This is a genomic window from Luteimonas saliphila (assembly GCF_016774335.1).
Lineage (GTDB): Bacteria > Pseudomonadota > Gammaproteobacteria > Xanthomonadales > Xanthomonadaceae > Luteimonas > Luteimonas saliphila.
In genome coordinates, this window is record NZ_JAETWA010000042.1 from 120907 (window position 1) to 142581 (window position 21675).

15 protein-coding genes and 1 pseudogene are annotated in these 21675 nt (G+C 69.1%); 10 read left to right on the plus strand and 6 right to left on the minus strand.

The window, feature by feature from the left end; translation table 11 throughout:
- Positions 1–240 precede the first annotated feature (240 nt).
- Positions 241–867 (plus strand): DUF47 domain-containing protein, encoded by a 627-nt coding sequence (locus tag JMO03_RS13185; protein WP_202844024.1) that lies wholly within the window; start codon positions 241–243, stop codon positions 865–867.
- 13 nt (positions 868–880) lie between these two features.
- On the plus strand, positions 881–2008 hold the full coding sequence (locus tag JMO03_RS13190; protein WP_202844026.1) for an inorganic phosphate transporter: 1128 nt from the start codon (positions 881–883) through the stop codon (positions 2006–2008).
- An 85-nt stretch (positions 2009–2093) separates the two neighbouring features.
- On the opposite strand, the gene JMO03_RS13195 is transcribed toward JMO03_RS13190, so the two are convergent.
- Entirely contained in the window at positions 2094–2504 is a 411-nt protein-coding gene (locus tag JMO03_RS13195; protein WP_202844029.1) for a hypothetical protein, read from the minus strand.
- 44 nt (positions 2505–2548) lie between these two features.
- Here JMO03_RS13195 and JMO03_RS13200 point away from each other — a divergent pair, with 44 nt between their 5' ends.
- Both JMO03_RS13200 and JMO03_RS13205 read left to right on the plus strand, forming a co-directional pair.
- A complete protein-coding gene (locus JMO03_RS13200) occupies positions 2549–2905 on the plus strand; it encodes an MGMT family protein (protein ID WP_202844031.1) in 357 nt (118 codons plus the stop codon).
- A gap of 86 nt (positions 2906–2991) precedes the next feature.
- A complete protein-coding gene (locus tag JMO03_RS13205) occupies positions 2992–3645 on the plus strand; it encodes a rhomboid family intramembrane serine protease (RefSeq protein ID WP_202844033.1) in 654 nt (217 codons plus the stop codon).
- A gap of 84 nt (positions 3646–3729) precedes the next feature.
- Here the strand turns inward: JMO03_RS13205 and JMO03_RS13210 are convergent, their stop codons facing one another.
- Positions 3730–5745: a M13 family metallopeptidase gene (locus JMO03_RS13210; RefSeq protein WP_202844035.1), complete on the minus strand. Its 2016-nt coding sequence runs from the start codon at positions 5743–5745 to the stop codon at positions 3730–3732.
- A 154-nt stretch (positions 5746–5899) separates the two neighbouring features.
- A complete protein-coding gene (locus tag JMO03_RS13215) occupies positions 5900–7969 on the minus strand; it encodes a M13 family metallopeptidase (RefSeq protein WP_202844515.1) in 2070 nt (689 codons plus the stop codon).
- Between the two features lie 199 nt (positions 7970–8168).
- Here JMO03_RS13215 and JMO03_RS13220 point away from each other — a divergent pair, with 199 nt between their 5' ends.
- The 3 genes and pseudogenes from JMO03_RS13220 to JMO03_RS13230 all read left to right on the plus strand — a co-directional run bounded on the left by JMO03_RS13220 (position 8169) and on the right by JMO03_RS13230 (position 14149).
- The gene (locus JMO03_RS13220; RefSeq protein ID WP_202844037.1) at positions 8169–9542 is read left to right on the plus strand and encodes an MBL fold metallo-hydrolase RNA specificity domain-containing protein; all 1374 of its coding nucleotides are present in this window, start codon (positions 8169–8171) and stop codon (positions 9540–9542) included.
- A gap of 108 nt (positions 9543–9650) precedes the next feature.
- Complete coding sequence (locus JMO03_RS13225; RefSeq protein WP_202844038.1) at positions 9651–10547, plus strand: ABC transporter ATP-binding protein; 897 nt, start codon at positions 9651–9653, stop codon at positions 10545–10547.
- 12 nt (positions 10548–10559) lie between these two features.
- Positions 10560–14149, plus strand: a pseudogene (locus JMO03_RS13230) (ABC transporter permease/M1 family aminopeptidase).
- 60 nt (positions 14150–14209) lie between these two features.
- Here JMO03_RS13230 and JMO03_RS13235 read toward each other — a convergent pair.
- On the minus strand, positions 14210–16051 hold the full coding sequence (locus tag JMO03_RS13235) for a monovalent cation:proton antiporter-2 (CPA2) family protein (RefSeq protein WP_202844039.1): 1842 nt from the start codon (positions 16049–16051) through the stop codon (positions 14210–14212).
- 4 nt (positions 16052–16055) lie between these two features.
- A complete protein-coding gene (locus JMO03_RS13240; protein ID WP_202844040.1) occupies positions 16056–16424 on the minus strand; it encodes a hypothetical protein in 369 nt (122 codons plus the stop codon).
- Positions 16425–16924: 500 nt separating this feature from the next.
- Between JMO03_RS13240 and JMO03_RS13245 the strand changes: the two genes are divergently transcribed.
- A complete protein-coding gene (locus JMO03_RS13245; protein WP_202844041.1) occupies positions 16925–18280 on the plus strand; it encodes a DEAD/DEAH box helicase in 1356 nt (451 codons plus the stop codon).
- A gap of 474 nt (positions 18281–18754) precedes the next feature.
- On the opposite strand, the gene JMO03_RS13250 is transcribed toward JMO03_RS13245, so the two are convergent.
- Positions 18755–19687, minus strand: a complete 933-nt coding sequence (locus JMO03_RS13250) for a PD40 domain-containing protein (RefSeq protein ID WP_202844042.1) — start codon at positions 19685–19687, stop codon at positions 18755–18757.
- Positions 19688–19834: 147 nt separating this feature from the next.
- On the opposite strand from JMO03_RS13250, the gene JMO03_RS13255 reads away from it, so the two are divergent.
- Together JMO03_RS13255 and JMO03_RS13260 are read left to right on the plus strand one after the other, a co-directional pair.
- On the plus strand, positions 19835–20908 hold the full coding sequence (locus JMO03_RS13255; protein ID WP_202844044.1) for a sensor histidine kinase: 1074 nt from the start codon (positions 19835–19837) through the stop codon (positions 20906–20908).
- Positions 20905–21663, plus strand: a complete 759-nt coding sequence (locus JMO03_RS13260; RefSeq protein WP_202844046.1) for a LytR/AlgR family response regulator transcription factor — start codon at positions 20905–20907, stop codon at positions 21661–21663. The genes JMO03_RS13255 and JMO03_RS13260 overlap by 4 nt, the downstream gene beginning before the upstream one ends.
- Positions 21664–21675: the final 12 nt, after the last annotated feature.

The window sequence follows — 21675 nt, forward strand, 5'->3', positions numbered from 1 at the left end:
GGGGCGGCCGCGACCGGGGTCGGGCGGGGGACGTCGGCCGCCGGCGGGCGGTCGGGGGGGCGGTCTAGGGTCGTCGTCCATGGGGCGGCGGCGCGTCGCAGGCGCGGCAGGCGATCATAACATTCCGCCCCGGCCGGACCTGCAGCGGCCCGGTGGTTGCGTCGGATTGGCGACAGGTGTCACCGAACCGTCATAATTCCGGCCCGATGGCCGTCCACCCCGCGACGGCGGGACTTCCCGATGTTCTCCTTGCAAACCATCTTCGGACAGGGCAACCAGTTCTACACCCTGCTGGAGGAGGCCGCGGTGGCGGCCCATGACAGCGCCAGGGCGCTGCACGAGATGCTGCGCCAGGCGGACCGGCAGCCGGCGCTGGACGCCTTCAAGCTGGCCCGCCTGCGCGAGCGCGAGGCCTCGGACAAGATCAGCCAGGCGCTGGTGGACAGCTTCATCACCCCGATCGAGCGCGAGGACATCGAGGCGCTGGGCTCGGCGCTGTACAAGATCCCCAAGCAGATCGAGAAGTTCGCCGACCGCTACTCGCTGGCCACCCAGCACCTGGAACACATCGACTTCGCCCCGCGCGCGGCCATGCTCGAGCAGGCCTCGGAGGTGGTGGTGCAGATGGTCCGCACGTTGCGCACCATGAAGCTGGAGCCGATGAAGGCGCTCAACGACCGCCTGCGCTCGCTGGAGAACGAGGCCGACCGGCTGATGCTCGAGCTGTACCGCGACATCTATTCGGGCAAGCTCGATCCGCTGCAGATGTTCCTGCTCAAGGAATTCTTCGAGATCCTGGAAAAGGCGATCGACCGCTGCCGCGAAGCCGGCGTGGTCGCCTTCGAAATCGTGCTCAAGAACTCCTGACCGGGCCGCGCCGATGCTGACCCTGGTCCTGATCGTGGTGTTCACCGCGCTGGTGTTCGAGTACATCAACGGCTTCCACGACACCGCCAACTCGATCGCGACCGTGGTCGCGACCAAGGTGCTCTCGCCGATGCAGGCGGTGGGCATGGCCGCGTTCATGAACCTCATCGGCGCGCTCGCCGGCACCGCGGTGGCCAAGACGATCTCCTCGGGCCTGATCGATGCCGGGGTGATCGAGGTCGGCTCGCAGCTGATCCTGTGCGCGCTGGTCGGCGGCATAACCTGGAACCTGATCACCTGGTGGTTCGGCCTGCCGTCCTCGTCCTCGCACGCGCTGATCGGCGGCCTGCTCGGCGCCGCCCTGGCCGCGGCGGCCAACGATTTCGGCGTGGTGATCTGGTCCGAGCCGACCGAGCCGCTCTACCGCAGCGCCGGCGTGCTGTGGAAGGTGATCGTGCCGATGGTGTCCTCGCCGGTGCTGGGATTCGTCGCCGGTTTCCTGATGATGGGCGTGCTGTTCTTCGTGATCTCGATGATGATGCGCGGCGGCGGCTGGCTGGCGCGCCTGGCGCGGCCGCGCTGGGTCAACGGCTTCTTCGGCAAGGCGCAGATCGTCAGCGCGGCCACGATGGGTTTCGCGCATGGCATGAACGACGCGCAGAAGACCATGGGCATCGTCGCCCTGACCCTGGTCAGCGCCCAGGCCGCCGGCACGCTGGACGTGCTGCCGGCCTGGCTGGCGTTCCTGCATCCCTCCGAGGCCGCGCTGGCCGAGGGCGACATCGACACCTGGATCAAGGTCACCTGCGCGCTGGTGATGGCCGCCGGCACCGCCGCCGGCGGCTGGCGCATCATCAAGACCCTCGGCCACAAGCTGGTCAAGCTGCACCCGATCCACGGCTTCGCCGCCGAGACCAGCGCCGCATCGGTGATCCTGGCCGCGTCGTCGCTGGGCATCCCGGTCTCGACCACGCACAACATCTCGTCGGCGATCATGGGCGTGGGTACCGCCAAGCGCCTGAACGCGATCAAGTGGAGCGTGGTACACAAGATGATCTGGGCGTGGATCCTGACGATCCCGATGTCCGGCGGGATCGCCTACCTGCTGTTCCGGCTGATGCAGAACATGGGGTGGGCGTGAGGGGTCGTGATTGGTGATTCGAAAAAGCGGGATGCCGGGCAGCTGCTTTTTCGAATCACCAATCACCAATCCACGAATCACCGCTTCACAACAGATCGCCTTCCGCCGAAAGCGCGCGCTCCAGGCGGTCGCCCATGCCGCCGACCTCCAGCAGGACGCGGCCGATCTCGGAGGCGGTGAGGCCCTCGTAGGGACGGTTCTCGCACAGCTGCAGGTAGGGCACGCCGTCGAGTTCGCCGATCGCGAGGTAACCCACGCGCGTATTCCAGTTGAAGGCCAGGGCGCGGCGCGCATCGATGCCGGTGATCGGCGCGATCACGGTGCTGGTGCGCAGGTAGTTGCGGCCATCGTCGTCCTGCAGCTCCGACAGGAAGATCGCCTGGTGGCGGCGGCCGCCGTCGAGCGAGAGTTCGACGCAGACCACGTACGGTTCCTGCATGGTGACGCGGAACTCCCCGGCAAGAAGGTGGCGGCGGATCTGTTCGAAATTCTGCATGGCGCTGGGATCGCAGGGGCGGGGAGGGGATATCCTAGTCGCCGATGGCCGCCCTGTCTGCCGATGCTTCCGCCGTGGCGCGGATCCTGGCCACGATCCGCGACGTGCCGCACGGCGCGGTGGCCGGATACGGCCAGATCGCGCGGCGCGCGGGGCTGCCCGGGCGGGCGCGGATGGTGGCGCGGCTGCTGGCCGGCAACGACGATCCGACCCTGCCGTGGCACCGGATCCTGCGCAGCGACGGCCGGATCGCCTTCCCGCCCGGATCGAAAGGCTATCTTGAGCAGGCACGACGGCTGCGCGCGGAGGGCGTCGCGGTGGTGAACGGGCGGGTGCGCATGCCGCGCCTGGAAGCCGACGACCTCGACGCCGCGCTCTGGGGGCCGCTGGGGAAGCCCTGAGAACGTTCTGCCGTCTTGCAAGACGCGCGGCGTCGACCGGGCCCTCGCGCTTCCGCCGTTATCATGGGCGCAGTGCAGGAGCGCCGATGTTCACCAACCTTCCCCCCGTCACCAAGGCCTTGTTGATCGCCAACTGCGCAGTGTTCGTGCTGCAACTCGTGCTGGGACCGGCGCTGAACGCGCTGATGCTGTGGCCGTGGCTGCCCGCCGAACTCGCGCCGTATGCGCCGCATGGCTTCATGCCGTGGCAGCTGCTCACGCATGGCTTCATGCACAGTCCCAGCAACATCGCCCACCTGCTGTTCAACATGCTGGCGCTGCTGATGTTCGGCGCGCAGCTCGAATACGCGTGGGGCCAGCGCCGCTTCCTCACCTATTTCCTGGTCTGCGTGGTCGGCGCGGGCCTGTGCCAGCTGGCGGTGGTGTCCTGGGGCGTGCGCAACGGCGGCGGCGTGTATCCCACGGTGGGCGCGTCGGGCGGCGTGTTCGGCCTGCTGCTCGCCTACGGCATGCTGTTCCCGAACCAGCGGGTGATGCTGCTGATCCCGCCGGTGCCGATGAAGGCGCGCACCCTGGTGATCGTGTACGGGCTGATCGAACTGGTGCTCGGCATCACCGGCACCCAGTCCGGCGTGGCGCACTTCGCGCACCTGGGCGGGATGCTGTTCGGCTGGCTGCTGATCCGGCACTGGCGCGGGCAGCCGCCGTTCGGCGGGCGCCGCGTGCGCCGCGTCCTGTAGGAGCGCCTTCAGGCGCGAACGGTTTCCAGCGCCTCGGTCGCCGGGGGAAAAGCATCGCGCCTGAAGGCGCTCCTACTGTGGCGCCTACCGCCAGAGCGCCACCTGCTCCTCGGGCTTGCGCATCATCGAGTTGCCGGCCTTGCACTTGAAGGTCTCGGCGAACGCCGGCATGTTGACCAGCGGTCCGTTCGCGCGCCACTGTCCCGGCGCCTGCACGCGCGTGGCCGCGGCCTGGACCGCCGTCTCGGTCGACACCTGCTCGCGCCACAGCGCCGCCCAGGCGCGGAAGAACGACTCGCGGCCTGCGTTGTCGAGTTCGGGTTGCGCGTTCGCCAGCGCGTCGAACGCCAGCTCGACCGCGGCCAGGTCTGCGGCGTTCTCGTCGCGGGTGAGGCTGCCGTTGACCTTGAGCCCGGTGGTCGACGGGTAGTCGTAGTTCGAGTACTGCGCGGCAAGCTGGTTGGCGCGCATGCCGAAGGCCGCCTCGTCGGCAGGCGTCCACCAGCTGCGGATGCTGCCGGAGGCGTCGACCATCTGGCCCCTGCCGTCGATCGCGCGGCTGAGTTCGTGGCCGACCAGGGCGCCGAAGCTGCCGTACTGCGCGGCGGTGTCCTGCTCCATGTCCAGCACCGGCGCCTGCAGCGCCGCGGCCGAGACGATCAGCCGGTTGTGGGCGAGGTCGTAGGCCAGCGCCGGCTCGTGCGGCCGCACGTCCCAGCGCCGCTGCGCGTTGCCGGCGCCGATGCGGCGCATTTCCTCGCGGTGGTGCCAGGTCGAGGCGATCAGCATGTTGCTGCCGAAGCTGGTGCGTCCCATCGGCTGCACGGTGTAGTCGATGTCTCGCCGCGGCGCGCCGATCTCGATGCTCAGCTTCTCCAGCTTGGCGCTGGCCTCGGCGCGGGCCGCGTCGGAGATCCAGGCGTTGCGTTCGATCGCACGGGCGAGGGCGGCGCGCACGTCGTTGGCGATCGTCTCGGCGCGCGAACGCGTGGTGTCGGGCAGGTAGCGCGCCACGTACTCGCGCGCCAGCATCGGACCAGCCGCGCGGTTGATCGCGTCGAGCACCTGCACGTCGCGCAGCGGCGGCGCGGTCTGCCCGCGCAGCACCCGTCCGGCGAATGCGAAATGCGCGTCGCGGAAATCCTTCGACAGGTAGGGTGCCATCGCGTTGCCGATCTGGTAACGCAGGTAGACCTTCCACTGCGCCGGTTTGAGCGTGCGCACGAGCTCGTCGACCTGGGTGAAGTAGTCGGGGTGGGCCATCGAGACGCTGTCGTCGCTCACCCCCTGCGCCTGGAGGAAGTCGCCCAGCTGCAGGTTGCGGAACTGCTTGGCCAGGCCTTCGGTGGGCACCAGGGCGTAGTTCTCGCGCGGATCGCGCAGCGCGGTGATCGGCCGCGAGGCGCGCGCGATCCGGGTCTCCAGGTCGATCACCTGCGCCATCTCCGCCTTCAGCTGATCGGGCGGCGTGCCGGTGAGCGCGAGGATCTTCTCCACGTACTCGGTGTAGCGGCCGAGCAGGGCACGGGTGTCGGCGTCCTCTCGGGTGTAGTAGGCCGGATCGGGCAGCGCCAGGCCGCCCTGCGAGAAGTAGCCGACGTGGCGGTCGAGGTCGGCCAGGTCGAGGTCCGCGGTGAAATTGAACACCACCGGGATGCCGACCTGGTGCAGCGCGGCGATCGACGGGGCGATGTCCTTGCTGCGCTTGATCGCATTGATGCGCGAGAGCAGGGTGGCGAGCGGCTGCGCGCCGTCGCGTTCCAGCGCGGCCTCGTCGATGCCGCTCACCCAGAAGTCGCCGAGCAGCTTCTGCACGTCGTTCTGCGGGTTCAGCACCGCGTCGTCGAGCAGGGCGCGCTGCTGCAACAGGGCGCGCTGTTGCATGTGCCCGAGGGCCGACACGGTGCCGCTGCCGCTGACGATGGTGTTGGCCGTCAACCAGTCCTTGTTGACGAAGCTGTAGAAGTCGCTGCAGGCGGTGACCGCCGGGGCCGCCGGCGTGCTGGCGCGGCGCTTGCGCTGGGCGTCGGCATCGTGGGACGCCAGGGTCAGGACGAGGCTGGCGGCGAGGGCAACGGCGAGCGGCTTGTGAATCGGCATCGAGCGGGTCCGGGACGGGAATCGGAAGCCCGGGATTCTAGCAAGCCGCCCGGGGCGGCTTTCACCCGGCCGATGCGACGCACGACGGAACCGTCCTGCCTGAACGAAGAAGCCCGGCACGCGCCGGACTTCTTCGGGACGGGTAGCGGTGGTGCTACCAGATCACGACCTGGCGGTCGCCATCGCGCACCATCGCGTCGCCGGGCTTGCAACCGAACGCCGCGGCGAATGCCGGCAGGTTCGAGGGCGCGCCGACCGCCCGGAACTGCGCCAGCGCGTGTTCGTCGGTGACCAGGCGCTTGCTCAGTTCCTCCGGGGTGAAGTTGCGGCGCCACACCGTGGCCCAGTTCAGGAAGAAGCGCTGGTCGCGGCTCAGGCCGTCGGTCATCGGATCGGGAGTGCCGGCGGTGGCCTCCTTCATCGCATCGTAGGCCATGGCCAGGCCGCCCAGGTCGCCGATGTTCTCGCCCAGCGTATGGGTGCCGTTGAGTGCGCGGCCATCGGCGGTCTTGTAGCCATCGAACTGCGCGACCAGCTTGCCGGTCCGCTCCTTGAATGCGGCCGCGTCCGCCTCGGTCCACCAGTTCTCGAACTTTCCGGTCGCGCCGAAGCGGCTGCCCTGGTCGTCATAGCCGTGGCTCATCTCGTGGCCGATCACCGCGCCGATGCCGCCGTAGTTCATCTCGTCGGTGGCCTCCGGATCGAAGAACGGCGGCTGCAGGATCGCGGCCGGGAAAACGATCTCGTTCTGCAGCGGGTTGTAGTAGGCGTTGACCATCTGCGGCGGCATCTGCCATTCGGTCCTGTCGACGGGCTCGCCGATCTTGCCGATCTGCCATCTGTAGTTGAACTCCTGTGCGGCCAGGACGTTGTCCAGGTAGCTCTCGCGCCCGGTTTCCAGTCCGTTCCAGTCGCGCCACTTGTCGGTGTAACCGATCTTTGTGGTGAAGGCGGCCTGCTTCTCCAGCGCCTTGGCCTTGGTCTCGCCGCTCATCCATTCCAGGTTCTGGATGCGCGCCTTCAGCGCCTCGCCCAGGTTGGCGACCAGCGCTTCCATCTTGGCCTTGGACTCGGCCGGAAAGGCGACGTCGACGTACATCTGGCCCATGGCCTCGTCGACCTGGCCGTTGATGGTGTCGAGCACCCGCTTCCAGCGCGGCTTCATTTCCTTCTGGCCGCTGAGGGTCTTGTTGTGGAAGTCGTAGTGCTGCTGCACGAACGCCTCCGACAGATACGGCGAGGCGCCATCGACCACATGGAAGCGCAGATAGCTCTTCCACTGCTCGACCGGAACGTCGGACAGCATCGCGTCGACTTCCTTGAAATAGTCCGGCACCGAGACCGAGAACAGCTTCGGCTGCGCGATCCCCTGGGCTTCGAAGAACTTCGTCCAGGAGAAGTTCGGCGTCAGCTTGTCGGCGTCGGCGACCTGCATCGGGTTGTAGTACAGGGAGACGTCGCGCGAGAACTCCGCACGCGACTTGGACACCTTGGCCAGCCGCGTTTCGAACGCCATCACGTCCTTGGCCTGGCGCTGGGCATCGGCAGCAGGCACACCGGACAGTTCCAGCACCTTGGCGATGTGGCTCACGTAGGCGTCGCGGATCTGCGCGTGCGTGTCGTCGCTGTAGTAGGTGGTGTCGGGCAGGCCCAGGCCGCCCTGGCCGGTGGCGGCGATATTGATCGACGAGTCTTGGAAGTCGGGCATCGCGCCGACGCCGATCAGGAAACCCTGGCCCTTGGCCGCGGTCTGCTGCAGCCAGGCGACGACGCCGGCGCTGTCGGACAGCGCGTCGATCGCGGCCAGCTCGTCCTTCAGCGGCTCGATGCCCTGGGCGTTGATCTTCGCCTCGTCCATGCCGGTCGCCCAGAAATCGCCGACCAGCTTCGCCACCCCGGTGGCGCCGGCATCTGCGGCGGCCTGCTGCGCGAGCTGCTGTTGCACGGCGGTGGAGCGTTCGTCGAGCATTTCGAACGCGCCCCAGCTGGTGCGGTCGCCCGGGATCGGGTTGGCGGCGAGGAACTTCGCGTTGGCGTAGCCGGCGAAGTCGGTGCAGGCGTTCTTCGAGGTGTCGAGATCGGCGACCTGGAACCGGTTGACCGGAGGCAGCCTGCCTTCGTCGAGGGCCGGTGGCCTGGCGGCGGGCGTGGCGTCGGTGGCGCCGGGCGACGCGTCGCGCTGGCACGCGGAAACGGCCAGGGTCACGGCGAGGGACAGCAACAGCAATCTGGGCGCGGTGGGGCTCACGGGGATCTCCGGGGTCGGGTGGAACGGCGACGGCAACCGCCGGGGCCGGCTGCGCGGCACTGTACGCCGGCGCATGCGCGCTCGAAGGTGTCGAAGGTCATGCCGGCCGCGGGCACGCGATCCGCGCGCCGCCGCGATTGCGTGCAGAATCAGCCGTTTGGCGAAGGAGGCGGGCATGCAGGTGCATTTCCACGGCGCGGCGGGCGAGGTCACCGGTTCGATGCACCTGGTCGAGGCCGCGGGCAAGCGCGTGCTGCTGGACTGCGGCATGATCCAGGGCGGGCGCGCCACCGAAGCCCGCAACTTCGATCCCTTCCCGTTCGATCCCGCCTCGATCGACGCGCTGGTGGTGAGCCACGCCCACATCGACCACATCGGCCGCCTCCCGCGGCTGGTCTGGCAGGGCTTCCGCGGCCCGGTCTTCGTCCAGCGCGCCGGCGCGGACCTGATGCCGATCATGCTGCTCGACGCGGCGTCGCTGGCCGAGAACGACGCCGACCGCGAGAACCGCAGGCGTCGCGGCGGCGAGCCCGAGGCGATGCCGCTGTTCACCCGCGACGACGTGCACGACGTGCTCGACCTGCTCGAGCCGCTCGCCTACGACGCGCGCACGCAGATCCTGCCGGGCGTCGAGATCGCCTTCCGCGATGCCGGCCACATCCTCGGGTCCTCGATCGTCGAGCTGTGGGCCGACGGGCGCAAGCTGGTGTTCTCCGGCGACCTCGGCCCCAAAGGCACGCCGATCCTGCGCGACCCGGTGCAGGTGCGCGAGGCCGACCTGGTGCTGATGGAATCCACCTACGGCGACCGCAACCACCGCGACCGCCTCGACACCGTCCACGAGTTCGGCGAGCTGCTCGAGCAGGCCTGGAACGATCGCGGCAAGGTGCTGATCCCCGCCTTCGCGGTCGGCCGTTCGCAGGAACTGCTGTACTGGTTCGCCCGTTACTGGGACGAGTGGGGGCTCTCGCGCTGGCGGATTTTCCTCGACAGCCCGATGGCGGCGAAGGTGGTCGGGGTCTACGACCGCCATCAGCAGTTGTTCGACGCCGACGCGCAGCGGGTCTGGAAGGACCGCCCGAACCCGTTCACCCTGCCGAACCTGCACATCACCGCCTCGACCGAGGAATCGATCGCGATCAACCGCATCGAGAACGGCGCGATCGTGATCGCCGGCAGCGGCATGGCCAATGGCGGTCGCATCCTGCATCACTTCCGCCACAACATCGACCGACGCAACAGCCATGTCGTCTTCGTCGGCTACCAGGCCGAGGGAACCCTGGGCCGGCGCCTGGTCGACGGCGCGAAATGGGTCCGCATCCACGGCCACGACCATCGCGTGAACGCGCGCATCCACACCATCGGCGGACTCTCGGCGCACACCGACCAGCGCGGCCTGATCGAGTGGTACGAGGGCTTCGAGGGCCGTCCGCCGCTGGTGCTGGTGCACGGCGAGGACAGGGCGCGCGAAGCGCTGGCGGGCGAACTCGGCGAGCGCGACGGTCTGGACGTGCGGCTGGCGCGACCGGGGATGGTGGTCGAGGTCTGAGGCAACCGGCCGGGTGACCTCCGGCACCCTGACCAGTCACACGGGCTGGCGCCGCGTCCTCCCCGTTAACATCCATGCGGCCGGGCACGAAGCCCGAGGGGACCTTCGATGCTTGCGATCCGCGACCTGTGCAAGACCTACGCCAATGGCGTGCATGCGCTCGACCATGTGAGCCTCGACATCCCGCGCGGGATGTTCGGCCTGCTCGGGCCCAATGGCGCCGGCAAGTCCTCGTTGATGCGCACGCTGGCGACGCTGCAGGAAGCCGACAGCGGCAGCGCCACGCTCGAAGGCGCCGACGGCAAGCCGATCGACGTGCTGCGCGACAAGGACGCGGTGCGCCGCCAGCTCGGCTACCTGCCGCAGGATTTCGGCGTGTATCCGAAGGTCAGCGCCGAGGACCTGCTCGAGCATTTCGCGGTACTCAAGGGGCTGACCGCGCGCGCGCAACGGCGCGAGGTCGTCGACGGCTTGTTGAAGCAGGTCAACCTGTGGGACGCGCGCAAGCGCAAGCTCGGCGGGTTTTCCGGCGGCATGCGCCAGCGCTTCGGGATCGCCCAGGCGCTGCTCGGCAACCCGCGGCTGGTGATCGTCGACGAGCCCACCGCCGGCCTGGATCCCGAGGAGCGCAACCGTTTCCTCAACCTGCTGGCGGAGATCGGCGAGCAGGTGGCGGTGATCCTGTCCACGCACATCGTCGAGGACGTCACCGACCTGTGCCCGACGATGGCGATCCTCGACAGGGGGCAGGTGCTGCTGACCGGGCGTCCGGCCGATGCCATCGCCGCGCTGCAAGGCCAGGTGTGGCGCAAGCAGGTCGACAAGGCCGAGGTCGCCGGCCACGAGGCCGCGCACGTGGTGCTGTCGAAGCGCCTCGTGGCCGGGCAGCCCGTACTGCACGTCTTCAGCCCGGACCGGCCCGAAGCGGGTTTCGAGCCGGTCGCGCCGGACCTCGAGGACGTGTACTTCCAGCGCCTGCGCCTGCACGCGCGCCAGGCGGCCTGACGGGGCACGCGCATGACCTTCGAGTTCTTCCGCTTCGAACTGCGCGAGCAGTTGCGCTCCCCGCTGCTGTGGCTGCTGGCGGCGCTGTTCGCGCTGCTGGCATTCGGTGCGGCCTCCAGCGATGCCATCCAGATCGGCGGCAGCATCGGCAACGTGCACCGCAACGCGCCGGTGGTGATCGCCACCTGGATGACGGCGTTCACGCTGCTCGGGATGCTGATCGTGACCATCTTCGTCGCCGGCGCGCTGCTGCGCGACTTCGAACTGGGAACGTCGGAGCTGTTCTTCGCCAGCCCGATCGGCAAGCGGCAGTACCTCGCCGGACGGTTCGCGGCGGCCATGGTCGCCAGCCTGCTGCTCTACGTGCTGGTCGCGCTCGGCCTGTTCGTCGCGCAGTTCATGCCCTGGATCGACGAGGCGCGGCTCGGGCCGGTGTCGCTGGTGCCGTATGCCTGGACATTCGCGGTGATGGTGCTGCCGAACGTGCTGTTCACCGGCGCGCTGCTCGCGCTGCTTGCGGTCACCACGCGCAGCATCCTGTGGGTGTACATCGGCGTGATCGCGTTCTTCGTGCTGTACGCGGTGAGCGGCACGCTGCTGCGCGATCTGGACGACGTCAGGCTCGCCACGCTGCTCGATCCGCTCGGGCTCCGCGCGATGGGGCGTACCGTACGCTACTGGTCGGCCGAGGAGCGCAACAGCCGGCTGCCGGAGATGGCGTCGTACCTCTGGGCCAACCGCGCGCTATGGGGCGCGATCTCTCTGGCGCTGCTGGGCGCGGCGTTCGCGCTGTTCCGGACCGGGCGTCCGGGCACCTCGGCCCGGCGCTGGGGTCGCAGGGCGAAGGCCGAGCGACAGGATCCCGTAGCTCCTGCGCGCCACGGCATTCCGGCGCCGCGCGGCATTCCCCGCTTCGATACCCGCACCGCCTGGCGCCAGTTTCTCCGCCAGTTGCGCTTCGATACCGCGGGCGTCTTCCGGAGCGTGCCGTTCCTGGTGCTCCTGGTGTTCGGCCTCACCAATTTCGTGCCCCAGGCACTGGACCTGTCGACGCTGTACGACACGCCGGTCTGGCCGGTGACCTCGCAGATGCTGCAGGCGTTGCAGCAGAGCTACAGCTTCCTGCTCGTGATCGTGGTGCTGTTCTACGCCGGCGAACTGGTCTGGAAGGAGCGCGACGCGAAGATCGACGAAGTGACCGACGCGATGCCGGTGCCGGACTGGGTCCCGCTGCTGGCCAAGTTCTGCACGCTGGTCGCCGTGGTCGCCAGCTTCCAGCTTGCCGGCGCGCTGGTCGCCGTCGGCATCCAGCTGTCGGGCGGCTACACCAATCTGGAGCCGCTGACCTACGCCAGGACGCTTGCGGTCGACTCGGTGTTCTACGTGCTGATGGGCGGCTTGGCCCTCGCCCTGCAGGTGCTCGGCAACAACAAGTTCCTGGGATATGCGCTGCTGATCGCGGTGCTGGCGCTGCAGATCGCGCTCGAGGCGATGGACACGCAGCACAGCCTGTACAGCTTCGCCGCCTGGCCCAATGCGCCGTATTCGGATATGAACGGTTACGGCCACTTCCTTGCCGGGCAGTTCGCGTTCCAGGCCTACTGGGCGTTGTTCCTCGGAGCCCTGCTGCTGCTGTCGACGGCGCTGTGGGTGCGAGGCGTCGGCGGCGGACGGCGGCAGCGCCTCGCCCTGGCCCGGCAGCGGCTGCGCGGCGCGGCCCGCTGGGGGTGTCGCTTGCCGTCGTGGTGGCCGTGTTCGTCGCCTGGGGCGGGTTCCTGTTCTGGAACACCAACGTACGCAACGAATTCATCTATCCGGAGACGCAGCTCGATCGGCAGGCGCGCTACGAGCGAGATTACAAACAGTACGAGCACCTGCCGCAGCCGAAGATCGTCGCCAGCCGGCCGCTGGTCGACCTGCGGCCGGAGGCCCAGTCGATGACCGCCGACGTGGTCCATACCGTACACAATCCATACCCGTCCGCGATCGCCGAGGTGCACCTGCAGATGATCGACGACAGGGCGCTGGCCTCGGTCGAACTGGGCGGGCAGACCCTGGTCATGCACGACGGGGAGGTCGGCTACCGCATCTACCGGTTGTCGCGCCCGCTGCAGCCGGGCGAGCGGCGCGAGGTCCGCTTCCGCGTCGAGTACCGTCCCACGGGCATCAGCAACGGCCAGGCGCAGACGCAGTTCGTGGACAACGGCAGCTTCTTCAACAGCCGCCTGTTCCCGTCGTTCGGCTACAACCCGCGCGCCGAGATCGAGGATCGCAACGACCGGCGCAAGCGCGACCTCGGCGAACCACGGCGGATGCCGAAGCTGGAGGACGAGGCCGCGCGCGCCAACACCTACCTCGGCGACGACGGCGACTGGATCGATTTCTCGACCATCGTCTGCACCGCGCCCGACCAGGTGGCGCTGGCGCCGGGCTACCTCGAACGCGAGTTCATGCGCGACGGCCGACGCTGCTTCAGCTACGTCATGGACCAGCCGATGCTCAACTTCTACGCCTTCCTGTCGGCGCGTTGGCAGGTGAAGAAGGGCCTCTACAAGGACATCCCGATCGAGGTGTACCACCACCCGGCGCATGCGTTCAACATCGACCGGATGATCGAGGCGACGCAGAAATCGCTGGCCTACTTCGAGGCGCACTTCACGCCTTACCAGCATCGCCAGTTCCGGATCATCGAGTTCCCGGGATACGCACGCTTCGCCCAGTCGTTCGCAAACACGATTCCGTACTCGGAATCGATCGGCTTCATCACCGACCTGCGCGACCCCGACAGGATCGACTACGTGTTCTACGTCACCGCCCACGAAGCCGCGCACCAGTGGTGGGCGCACCAGGTGATCGGCGCGAACGTGCAGGGCGCGACCATGCTGTCGGAGACGCTGGCACAGTACTCGGCGCTGATGGTGATGGAACAGGAGTACGGTCGCGCCAACATGCGCCAGTTCCTGCGCTACGAGCTGGACCGCTACCTGGGTGGGCGCGGCGGCGAACGGATCGAGGAGCTGCCGCTGTATCGCAACGAGGACCAGCAGTACATCCATTACCAGAAAGGCGCGCTGGTGATGTACCGCCTGCGCGAGGAGCTCGGCGAGGCCGCGGTGAACCGGGCGCTGCGGCGCTTCCTCCGGGACAAGGGCTACCAGCGCGCACCGTTCGCCACCTCGCGCGAGCTGGTGGCCTACTTCCGTGAGGAGGCGGGACCCGGACAGCAGGCGTTGATCACCGACCTGTTCGAGAAGATCGTGTTCTACGACAACCGCGTGGTCGAGGCGACGTCGAAGAAGCGTGCCGACGGGAAGTACGACGTGACCCTTCGCCTGCATGCGGCCAAGCGCGAGGCCGACGGCAAGGGCAAGGAGACGCCCGCGGGACTCGACGACTGGATCGAGATCGGCGTGTTCGCACGTGGCGCATCGGGCAAGGAACGCGACGAGAAGGTGCTCTACCTCGAGCGCCACCACGTGACCACGGAGGATCCGGTGGTCACCGTGACAGTCGACGACGCGCCGTTCGAAGCCGGCTTCGACCCCTACAACAAGCTGATCGACCGGGTCGCCGACGACAATCGCAAACGGGTCTCGATGTGACGCCGCGATGCAACGCCCCGGCGCAGGGTCGCGACGACGCGCGCCGGGTTCGGCCGCGGATCAGGAGCCCGATGCAGACGGCGCCTGCGCGCCGGCGTCGTCGTCGAGCCGCCGGCTTTCGCGGCGCGGCGGGGTGAACGGCGTCGGCTTCGGTGCGGTGCCGCCGGTGTTGTTGATCAACAGCGGGATGCCGGCTCGGGTGTCGTTGCCGGCGATCTCCAGTTCGAAGCGCTCGGCGTCGAGCCGGCGCACGTGTTCGGCGATCCGCGCGGCCTCGTCGGCATCGACGCCGATCTCGCGCAGCGCGGCCTCGCCGAACGCCACCGCGGATTCGAAGGTCTCGCGGATCTGGAAGTCGACGCCGGCGTTGACCAGCTTCAGCGAATGCTCGCGATCGAACGAGCGCACCAGCAGCTTCGCCTGCGGGAAGTGCTGCGTCACCAGTTCGACCACGGTATCGGCGGTGGCGCGGTCGTCGATGCAGACCGCGATCGCGCGCGCGCTGTGCGCGCCCGACGCGTGCAGCACGTCGAGCCGGCCGCCGTCGCCGTAGTAGACCTTGAAGCCGAACTCCGCCGCGCTGGTGATCATCTCGATGTCGGTATCGATGATGGTCACGTCCACGTCGCGCGCCAGCAGCGACTGGCTCATCACCTGGCCGAAGCGGCCGAAGCCGATGATCAGCACGCTGCCGCCCTGGCCGGCCACGGCTTCCACGCCGTCCAGAGAGGGCCGTTCCCTGGGCGACAGCCGGCGCATGGCCAGTACCGCGAGCGGGGTCAGCACCATCGACAGCACCACGATCGCGGTGAGGTTGTCGTTGACCTCGGCATCGATGATGCCGGCGGTTTCCGCCGCCGCGTAGAGCACGAACGCGAACTCGCCGCCCTGCGCCATCAGCGTGGCGCGATCGAGCGCGTCGCCGTGGCTGCTGCGCAGCAGGCGTGCGATCAGGTAGATGCACGCGCCCTTGGCCAGCATCATCGCCGGCACCGCGAGTGCGATCATCGCCCAGTTCGCCTGCACCACCGCAAGGTCGAGCGACATGCCCACGGCAACGAAGAACAGACCCAGCAGAATGCCGCGGAACGGTTCGATGTCGGCCTCGATCTGGTGGCGGAAGGTCGATTCCGACAGCAGCACGCCGGCGATGAACGCGCCCATCGCCATCGACAGCCCGCCCATCTCCATCAGCACCGCGGCGCCGAGCACCACCAGCAGCGCCGCGGCGGTCATCACCTCGCGCGCCTTGGCGGCGGCGAGGATCCGGAACAGCGGGTTGAGCAGGAACACGCCGGCGACGATCAGTGCGGCCAGCGAGGCCACCGCGATGCCGAAGCCGACCAGTCGCGGCGGCGCTTCCGGATCGACCGGCGCGTGCGACATGAACGCCACCAGCGCCAGCAGCGGCACGATCAGCAGGTCCTCGAACAGCAGGATCGAGACCATGCGCTGGCCGCGCGGCAGGGCGATGTCGCCACGCTCGCCCAGCAACTGCATCACGATCGCGGTGGAGGTGAGCACGAAGCCGGCGCCGGCGATGAACGCCACCGGCGGCGACAGGCCGAATGCGAGGCCGACCCCGGTCAGCGCCAGGGTGCAGGCGGCGATCTGCAACGCGCCGAGGCCGAAGATCTGCCGCCGCAGACTCCAAAGGTGCGAAGGACGCATCTCCAGCCCGACCACGAACAGGAACATCACCACGCCCAGCTCGGCGAAATGCAGGATCGATTGCGGGTGCGAGAACCAGGCCAGGCCGAACGGCCCGATCACCAGGCCCGCGGCGAGGTAGCCCAGCACCGGGCCGAGGCCCAGCTTGCGGAACAGCGGCACCGCGACCACGGCGGCGCCCAGCAGCGCGACCGCCTTGATCAGGTGGTCGGGATCGGCGCCGGCGGCCACGTCCTCAGCGCCTGCGCGCGGGCGCGGCCAGCGACAGCAGCAGGAAGCCGCCGACGATCGCGATGTTCTTCATGAAGTGCAGCAGCTGCGCGCTGCGCGCCGGCTCGGCCAGCGACCAGAACGGGTGCGAGAGCACGGCGTCGGCCACCATCAGCAGCGCCGCCAGCAGCGCGGTCCAGCGCAGCTTCCAGCCGGCCGCCATCAACAGCCCCAGCACGAGCTCGGCGGCGCTGAAACTCAGGGTGGCGCCGCTGGTCGGCACGCCCTGGGAGGCATTCCACAGGCGCCAGCCGCCCATCACGATGAAGACGCTGGCCAGCAGCAGGCGGGCGAGGGTGGTGCCGGGGTTCGACGAGGGCGAACGGAAGGACATGCGGCGCTCGGAAGGCGGGACCCGCATAAGGGTGGCATAGCGCCCCGGGCGCTTCCACCCTGGCGGCGCTGGCCCGCGGGCCCGCTGAGCGGCCGTCGGCATCCGGGGGGCATCCGGGGCGATGCGGTCGGCGCTGGAAGAGGATGCCAGCCGTGCCCCCTCTAGGGTGAACGCCCGTGGCGACCGGCGCGGTCCCCCGCTGGCGCGGCGCCCCCGGAATCCGTACAATGCCGGCGTTTGCAAAACGGCTGCCCGCCGCGTTCCGACGCGGCACAACGATCCTGGCAGGCCGGCCACGGGTAACTCCCGCGGCGTCCTCTCCCGCACGTCTTTCGTCGCGCAGACACGGTCCGGAATCTCCGGTTGCCGTCAAAACTTTGCCCGCAACGCGGATCTGGATGGTTCCGGGCAAGCCAGTCGAAGGCGCTTCTTCGATGACCGTGTCCACGCCGTGGCTTCACGGCGCGAAGCGCGGTTGGCTGCCACGGAGTCCTTACCAAATGACGTTTGAATCCCTCGGGCTTTCGCCCGCGTTGCTGCGCGCGCTGTCCGATTCCAACTACACCACGCCCACGCCGATCCAGGCGCAGGCGATTCCGCCCGCGCTCGCCGGCAACGACATCCTCGGCGCGGCGCAGACCGGCACCGGCAAGACCGCCGCGTTCGGCCTGCCGCTGCTGCAGAAGCTCGCCAAGGAAACCCCGGCCAAGGGCCCGCGCAAGGCGCGCGCCCTGGTGCTGGTCCCCACCCGCGAGCTGGCGGTGCAGGTCAGCGACAGCCTCAAGACCTATGGCCGCCACCTGCGGCTCAACGTGACCATGATCTTCGGTGGCGTCGGCATGCAGCCGCAGATCGACAACCTGCGCCGTGGCGTCGACATCCTGGTCGCCTGCCCGGGCCGCCTGCTCGACCATCTCGACTCGGGCCACGCCAAGCTCGACGGCATCGAGCTGCTGGTGCTCGACGAGGCCGACCGCATGCTCGACATGGGCTTCCTGCCCTCGATCAAGCGGGTGCTCGCGCGCGTGCCCAAGCAGCGCCAGACGATGCTGTTCTCGGCCACGTTCGAGCCGCGCATCCGCGCCCTCGCCATGGAACTGCTCGACCGTCCGACCGAAGTGCAGGTGGCCGCGCAGAACACCATCGCCGAGACCATCGTGCACCGCGTGCATCCGGTCGACGCCTCGCGCAAGCGCGACCTGCTGGTGGAGATCCTGTCGACCCGCCACACCGACCAGGTGCTGGTGTTCGGCAAGACCAAGCACGGCTGCAACCGCCTCGCCGAGCAGCTCGAGAAGGCCGGCCTGCCGGCGCTCGCGATCCACGGCAACAAGAGCCAGGCGCAGCGGCAGAAGGCGCTGGACCAGTTCAAGTCCGGCAAGGCCCGGATCCTGGTGGCCACCGACGTGGCCGCGCGCGGGCTCGACATCCCGAACCTGCCGCTGGTGATCAACCACGACCTGCCGATGGTGGCCGAGGACTACGTGCACCGGATCGGGCGCACCGGCCGCAACGGCCTGCAGGGCGAGGCGCTGTCGCTGGTGTCGCCGGAAGAGGGCGGCCTGCTGCGCGACATCCAGCGCATGCTCAAGGCCGACATCGCGATGGAGACCGTGCGCGGCTTCGAGCCTTCGCAGGCACTCCGCCTCGATGGCAACCAGCCCGGTCGCCGTGGCAGCGGCCCGAAGCCCGCCGGCGGCCAGCGTCCGCCGCGCAAGCCCGCGCATCGCGCGCACGGCAAGCCGCAGGACCGCGGCGCGCATGCGCATGCCGGTCCGAAGCAGTCGCGCGGCGGCGATCGCCGCGGCGGGCAGGGTGCCGGACGCTCGCGCGACGGCGGCAGCGTCCGCGCCTGACGCTTCATGCATGAAAAAGAGTCTTCCCCCGACCGGGGGAAGCTCTGCGTGTGTTCGTGGACCGAGGGCGAGGTGCGGATGCCCTCGGGTACGAATGTCCCCCGGCGACGGCCTGTGGCCGTCGCCTCCTCCTTGATTTCGCACCCAAGGACATCCGCACCTCGCGTGACGGAACGTTGGCGCTCCAAGAAAAGCGCATGCACCCGCAAGCCGAGCCTCGCCGTAGCCGGTGGCCCTTCGCGGCGAAATCAAGGAGGAGGCATCCGCCGGCAGGCGGATGCCGGAGGACATTCGCTGCGAAGGGCTGCCGGCTACGGCGAGGCCAGTCAGGTCGCGACGATGTGCGGCAATGCGAAGTGGATCGATCGGGCGGACGCCCCTTTCCGCTCTCGCAACCGCTGACCAACCCGGCATCGGGCGAAGCACCAGAAAATGCCCCTTCCTCGCGGAAGGGGCAGCCGGGGAGGGCCGCGGTCAGCGCGGCAGCCGCAATCTGGTCCGGTGGAAGTTGGCGGGCGCGCCGGCATCGCGGGCGAAGAACAGTTCGCCGCGCTCCCACAGTACGGTGGGATGGAACTCGTCGGCGGCGGTGTTGACGCAGGGGCCGAGGTTGACGCCGGCCGAGAACCCGCCGCGACCGAGCCGGCTCGCGTACAGGTCGCCCCAGCCGTGGCCTTCGTCGTCGAGCCCGTCGTCGGGACGATCGAGGCGTACGAACAGCAGGGTCTTGCCGTCCGGCGAGATCTCCGGGTTGAACTCCCAGCGCTGCGCGGTGTTCACGCCAGGACCGACGCGTTCCGGGGCGCCGTAGCTGCCGTCCCAGCGCCGCTTGCTGCGCCAGATGTCGACGTCCTCGGTGGGGATGGGCGCCTTCACCCGCGCGAAATAGAGATTGCCGTGCAGGTCGACGCTGGGATACAGCTCGTCGTAGCCGTCGGCGTTGACCTCGTTGCCCAGGTGCACCGGTTCGCTCCAGCCGTTCCAGGTGCGGCGGACCATCCACAGGTCCATGTCGCCGCGCGGCTGTCCGTCGACCGGGCGCATCGACGAGAAGAACATCGCCGTGCCGAGCGGGGTGACGAACGGGTCCATGTCCGCGTGCTGCCCCGAGAACGGCACCACCACCGGCGTCGACCATCGGCCGCCGGGCAGCCGGTGCGAGGTACGGATCGTCGCGCGCTCGCGGGTACCCGGCCACCAGCCTTCGCTGTGCGACCAGTAGGCCTGCAGCCGCGTCGGCGTGAACGACAGGCGCCATTGCCAGCTGCCTTCGAGCGAGATCACGCCGGGTGCGAAGACCTCGACCGGCGGGCAACCGTGCGATTTCCCCGAGGACGGACCATCGGCATGCGCGCACGCCGCGGCGGCGATCGCGAACGCACCTGCCATCATTGCCATGCGCTTCATTGCGTCGACTCCTTGCTGGCTGGGGAGCCGATTGGGCGTCGCGACGGGGGTCGCCGCAAACGGCTTGTGACGAAGCGTCCGCAGCGCGTGACGAACGCCATGCCCGCGGTTGCGGACGCCGCAGCGAGGCTCCAGCATGCGGGGCATATGCGCGACCGCCCCTGGCCGATGTTGCCGATCGTCACCGCCTGGTGGACGCTGTATGGCGTCGCCTCCACCAGCCAGTGGCTGAGCATGGAGGGCGCCGACGGCAAGGTGATGCCGTTGCGGCAGGCGGCGACGCTGGGCTTCGCTTCTGCATGGCTGTGGATCCCGATGACGCTGCTGCTGCTGTGGTGCGTGCGCCGGTTCCCGATCGAGCACGGGCGCGCCTGGCGCTCCGCGCTGGTCACGCTGGCCATGGTGCTGCTGCTGGTGGTGCTGCGTGCGGGGGCGGTGATCGCGCTCAACCCATGGGTGGGGTGGTACCAGGCGCCGCCGCCCTACAGCGACGTGCTGATGACCAGCCTGGCCAACAACTTCCTGCTGCTGTGGCTGATCGTCGGTGCCGCGCATGCGCTGCTGTACGCGGCGCGCGCCCGCCAGCGCGAGCGCCAGGCCGAACAACTGCAGGCGGCACTGGTGGAGGCACGGTTGCAGGCGCTGGCCTCCCAGCTCAACCCGCATTTCATGTTCAACGCGCTCAATTCGATCGCGGAGATGGTGCACCACGATCCGGACGCGGCCGACCGCATGCTGGTGGCGCTGGGTGAACTGCTGCGCAGCAGCCTCGATCACCAGGCGCAACCGCTGGTACCGCTGCGCGAGGAACTCGCCCTGCTGCGCCACTACCTCGATCTCGAGAGGATGCGCCTGGGCGAACGCCTGCGCGTGGACTGGGCGATCGAGCCGCGACTGGACGAACGGCCGGTGCCGCCGCTGGCACTGCAGCCGCTGGCCGAGAACGCGATTGTGCACGCGTTGTCGCTGCGGATCTCGCCGGGTCGCCTGTCGGTGGAAGCGCGTGCGGACGGCGACGCGATCGAGATCGCGATCGCCGACGACGGCGGCCACCGCGAATCGACCGTGCACCACGGCAACGGCCTGGCCAACCTGCATGCGCGCCTGCGACACCTGTACGGCGAAGGCGAATGGCTGCGCCTGGAGGCCAACGACCGCGGCGGCACGACCGCGCGTCTGCGGCTGCCGCGGCGCGAGGCAAGCGTCGGAGTCGTGGCATGAGCGTGCCCTTGCGCGCGGTGATCGTCGACGACGAGCCGCTGGCGAGACTGCGGCTGGCACGGATGCTCGACGAAGCGGCCGGGGTCCGGATCGTCGGCAGCTACGGCGATGGCCCCGCTGCGCTGGAGGGCCTTCGCGACGCGCCGGCGGATGTGATGTTCCTCGATATCCGCATGCCGGAGATCGATGGCTTCCAGCTGCTCGAACGCCTGCCGGGCCTCGCGCGGCCGCTGGTGGTGTTCGTCAGCGCGTACGGCGAACGCGCGCTGGAGGCATTCGACGTGCAGGCGGTGGACTACCTGGTCAAGCCGCTTTCGTCCGCGCGCGTGCACGATGCGGTGGCCCGCGTGCGTGCCCGGCTCGAGCACCTGTCGCCCCGGCCTTCACCGGCCGCGGGCGATGCGACCGGTGGCGGACGCTACCTACAGCGGCTCGCGGTCCCCGACGGCGCGCGCCTGCGCATGGTCGCGGTGGAGGAGATCACGATGCTGGTGGCGCAGGGCAACTACGTCGAACTGGTCCTGGCCGGCCGCAGCCTGTTGTTGCGCGAGACGCTCAGTTCGCTGGTGGAACGGCTCGATCCGACCCGCTTCGTGCGCATCCATCGCTCGCGCGCGGTGCGCATCGACCTGATCGAACAGGTCGAGCCCTGTGGCGCGGGCCAGTACTGGATGCGGTTGAAGGACGGCAGCTGTCTGACCTCGGGCCGCAGTTTCCGCAAGCCGCTGCGCGACGCGCTCGGCATCGCCGGTTGAGTTCCGGCTCGC

Coding starts and splice junctions, on each gene's coding strand:
- JMO03_RS13185 (WP_202844024.1), top strand. CDS start 241: ATGTTCTCCTTGCAAACCATCTTCGGACAGGGCAACCAGTTCTACACC.
- JMO03_RS13190 (WP_202844026.1), top strand. CDS start 881: ATGCTGACCCTGGTCCTGATCGTGGTGTTCACCGCGCTGGTGTTCGAG.
- JMO03_RS13220 (WP_202844037.1), top strand. CDS start 8,169: ATGCAGGTGCATTTCCACGGCGCGGCGGGCGAGGTCACCGGTTCGATG.
- JMO03_RS13250 (WP_202844042.1), bottom strand. CDS start 19,687: ATGAAGCGCATGGCAATGATGGCAGGTGCGTTCGCGATCGCCGCCGCG.
- JMO03_RS13260 (WP_202844046.1), top strand. CDS start 20,905: ATGAGCGTGCCCTTGCGCGCGGTGATCGTCGACGACGAGCCGCTGGCG.
- JMO03_RS13245 (WP_202844041.1), top strand. CDS start 16,925: ATGACGTTTGAATCCCTCGGGCTTTCGCCCGCGTTGCTGCGCGCGCTG.
- JMO03_RS13225 (WP_202844038.1), top strand. CDS start 9,651: ATGCTTGCGATCCGCGACCTGTGCAAGACCTACGCCAATGGCGTGCAT.
- JMO03_RS13255 (WP_202844044.1), top strand. CDS start 19,835: ATGCGCGACCGCCCCTGGCCGATGTTGCCGATCGTCACCGCCTGGTGG.
- JMO03_RS13195 (WP_202844029.1), bottom strand. CDS start 2,504: ATGCAGAATTTCGAACAGATCCGCCGCCACCTTCTTGCCGGGGAGTTC.
- JMO03_RS13200 (WP_202844031.1), top strand. CDS start 2,549: ATGGCCGCCCTGTCTGCCGATGCTTCCGCCGTGGCGCGGATCCTGGCC.
- JMO03_RS13210 (WP_202844035.1), bottom strand. CDS start 5,745: ATGCCGATTCACAAGCCGCTCGCCGTTGCCCTCGCCGCCAGCCTCGTC.
- JMO03_RS13205 (WP_202844033.1), top strand. CDS start 2,992: ATGTTCACCAACCTTCCCCCCGTCACCAAGGCCTTGTTGATCGCCAAC.
- JMO03_RS13240 (WP_202844040.1), bottom strand. CDS start 16,424: ATGTCCTTCCGTTCGCCCTCGTCGAACCCCGGCACCACCCTCGCCCGC.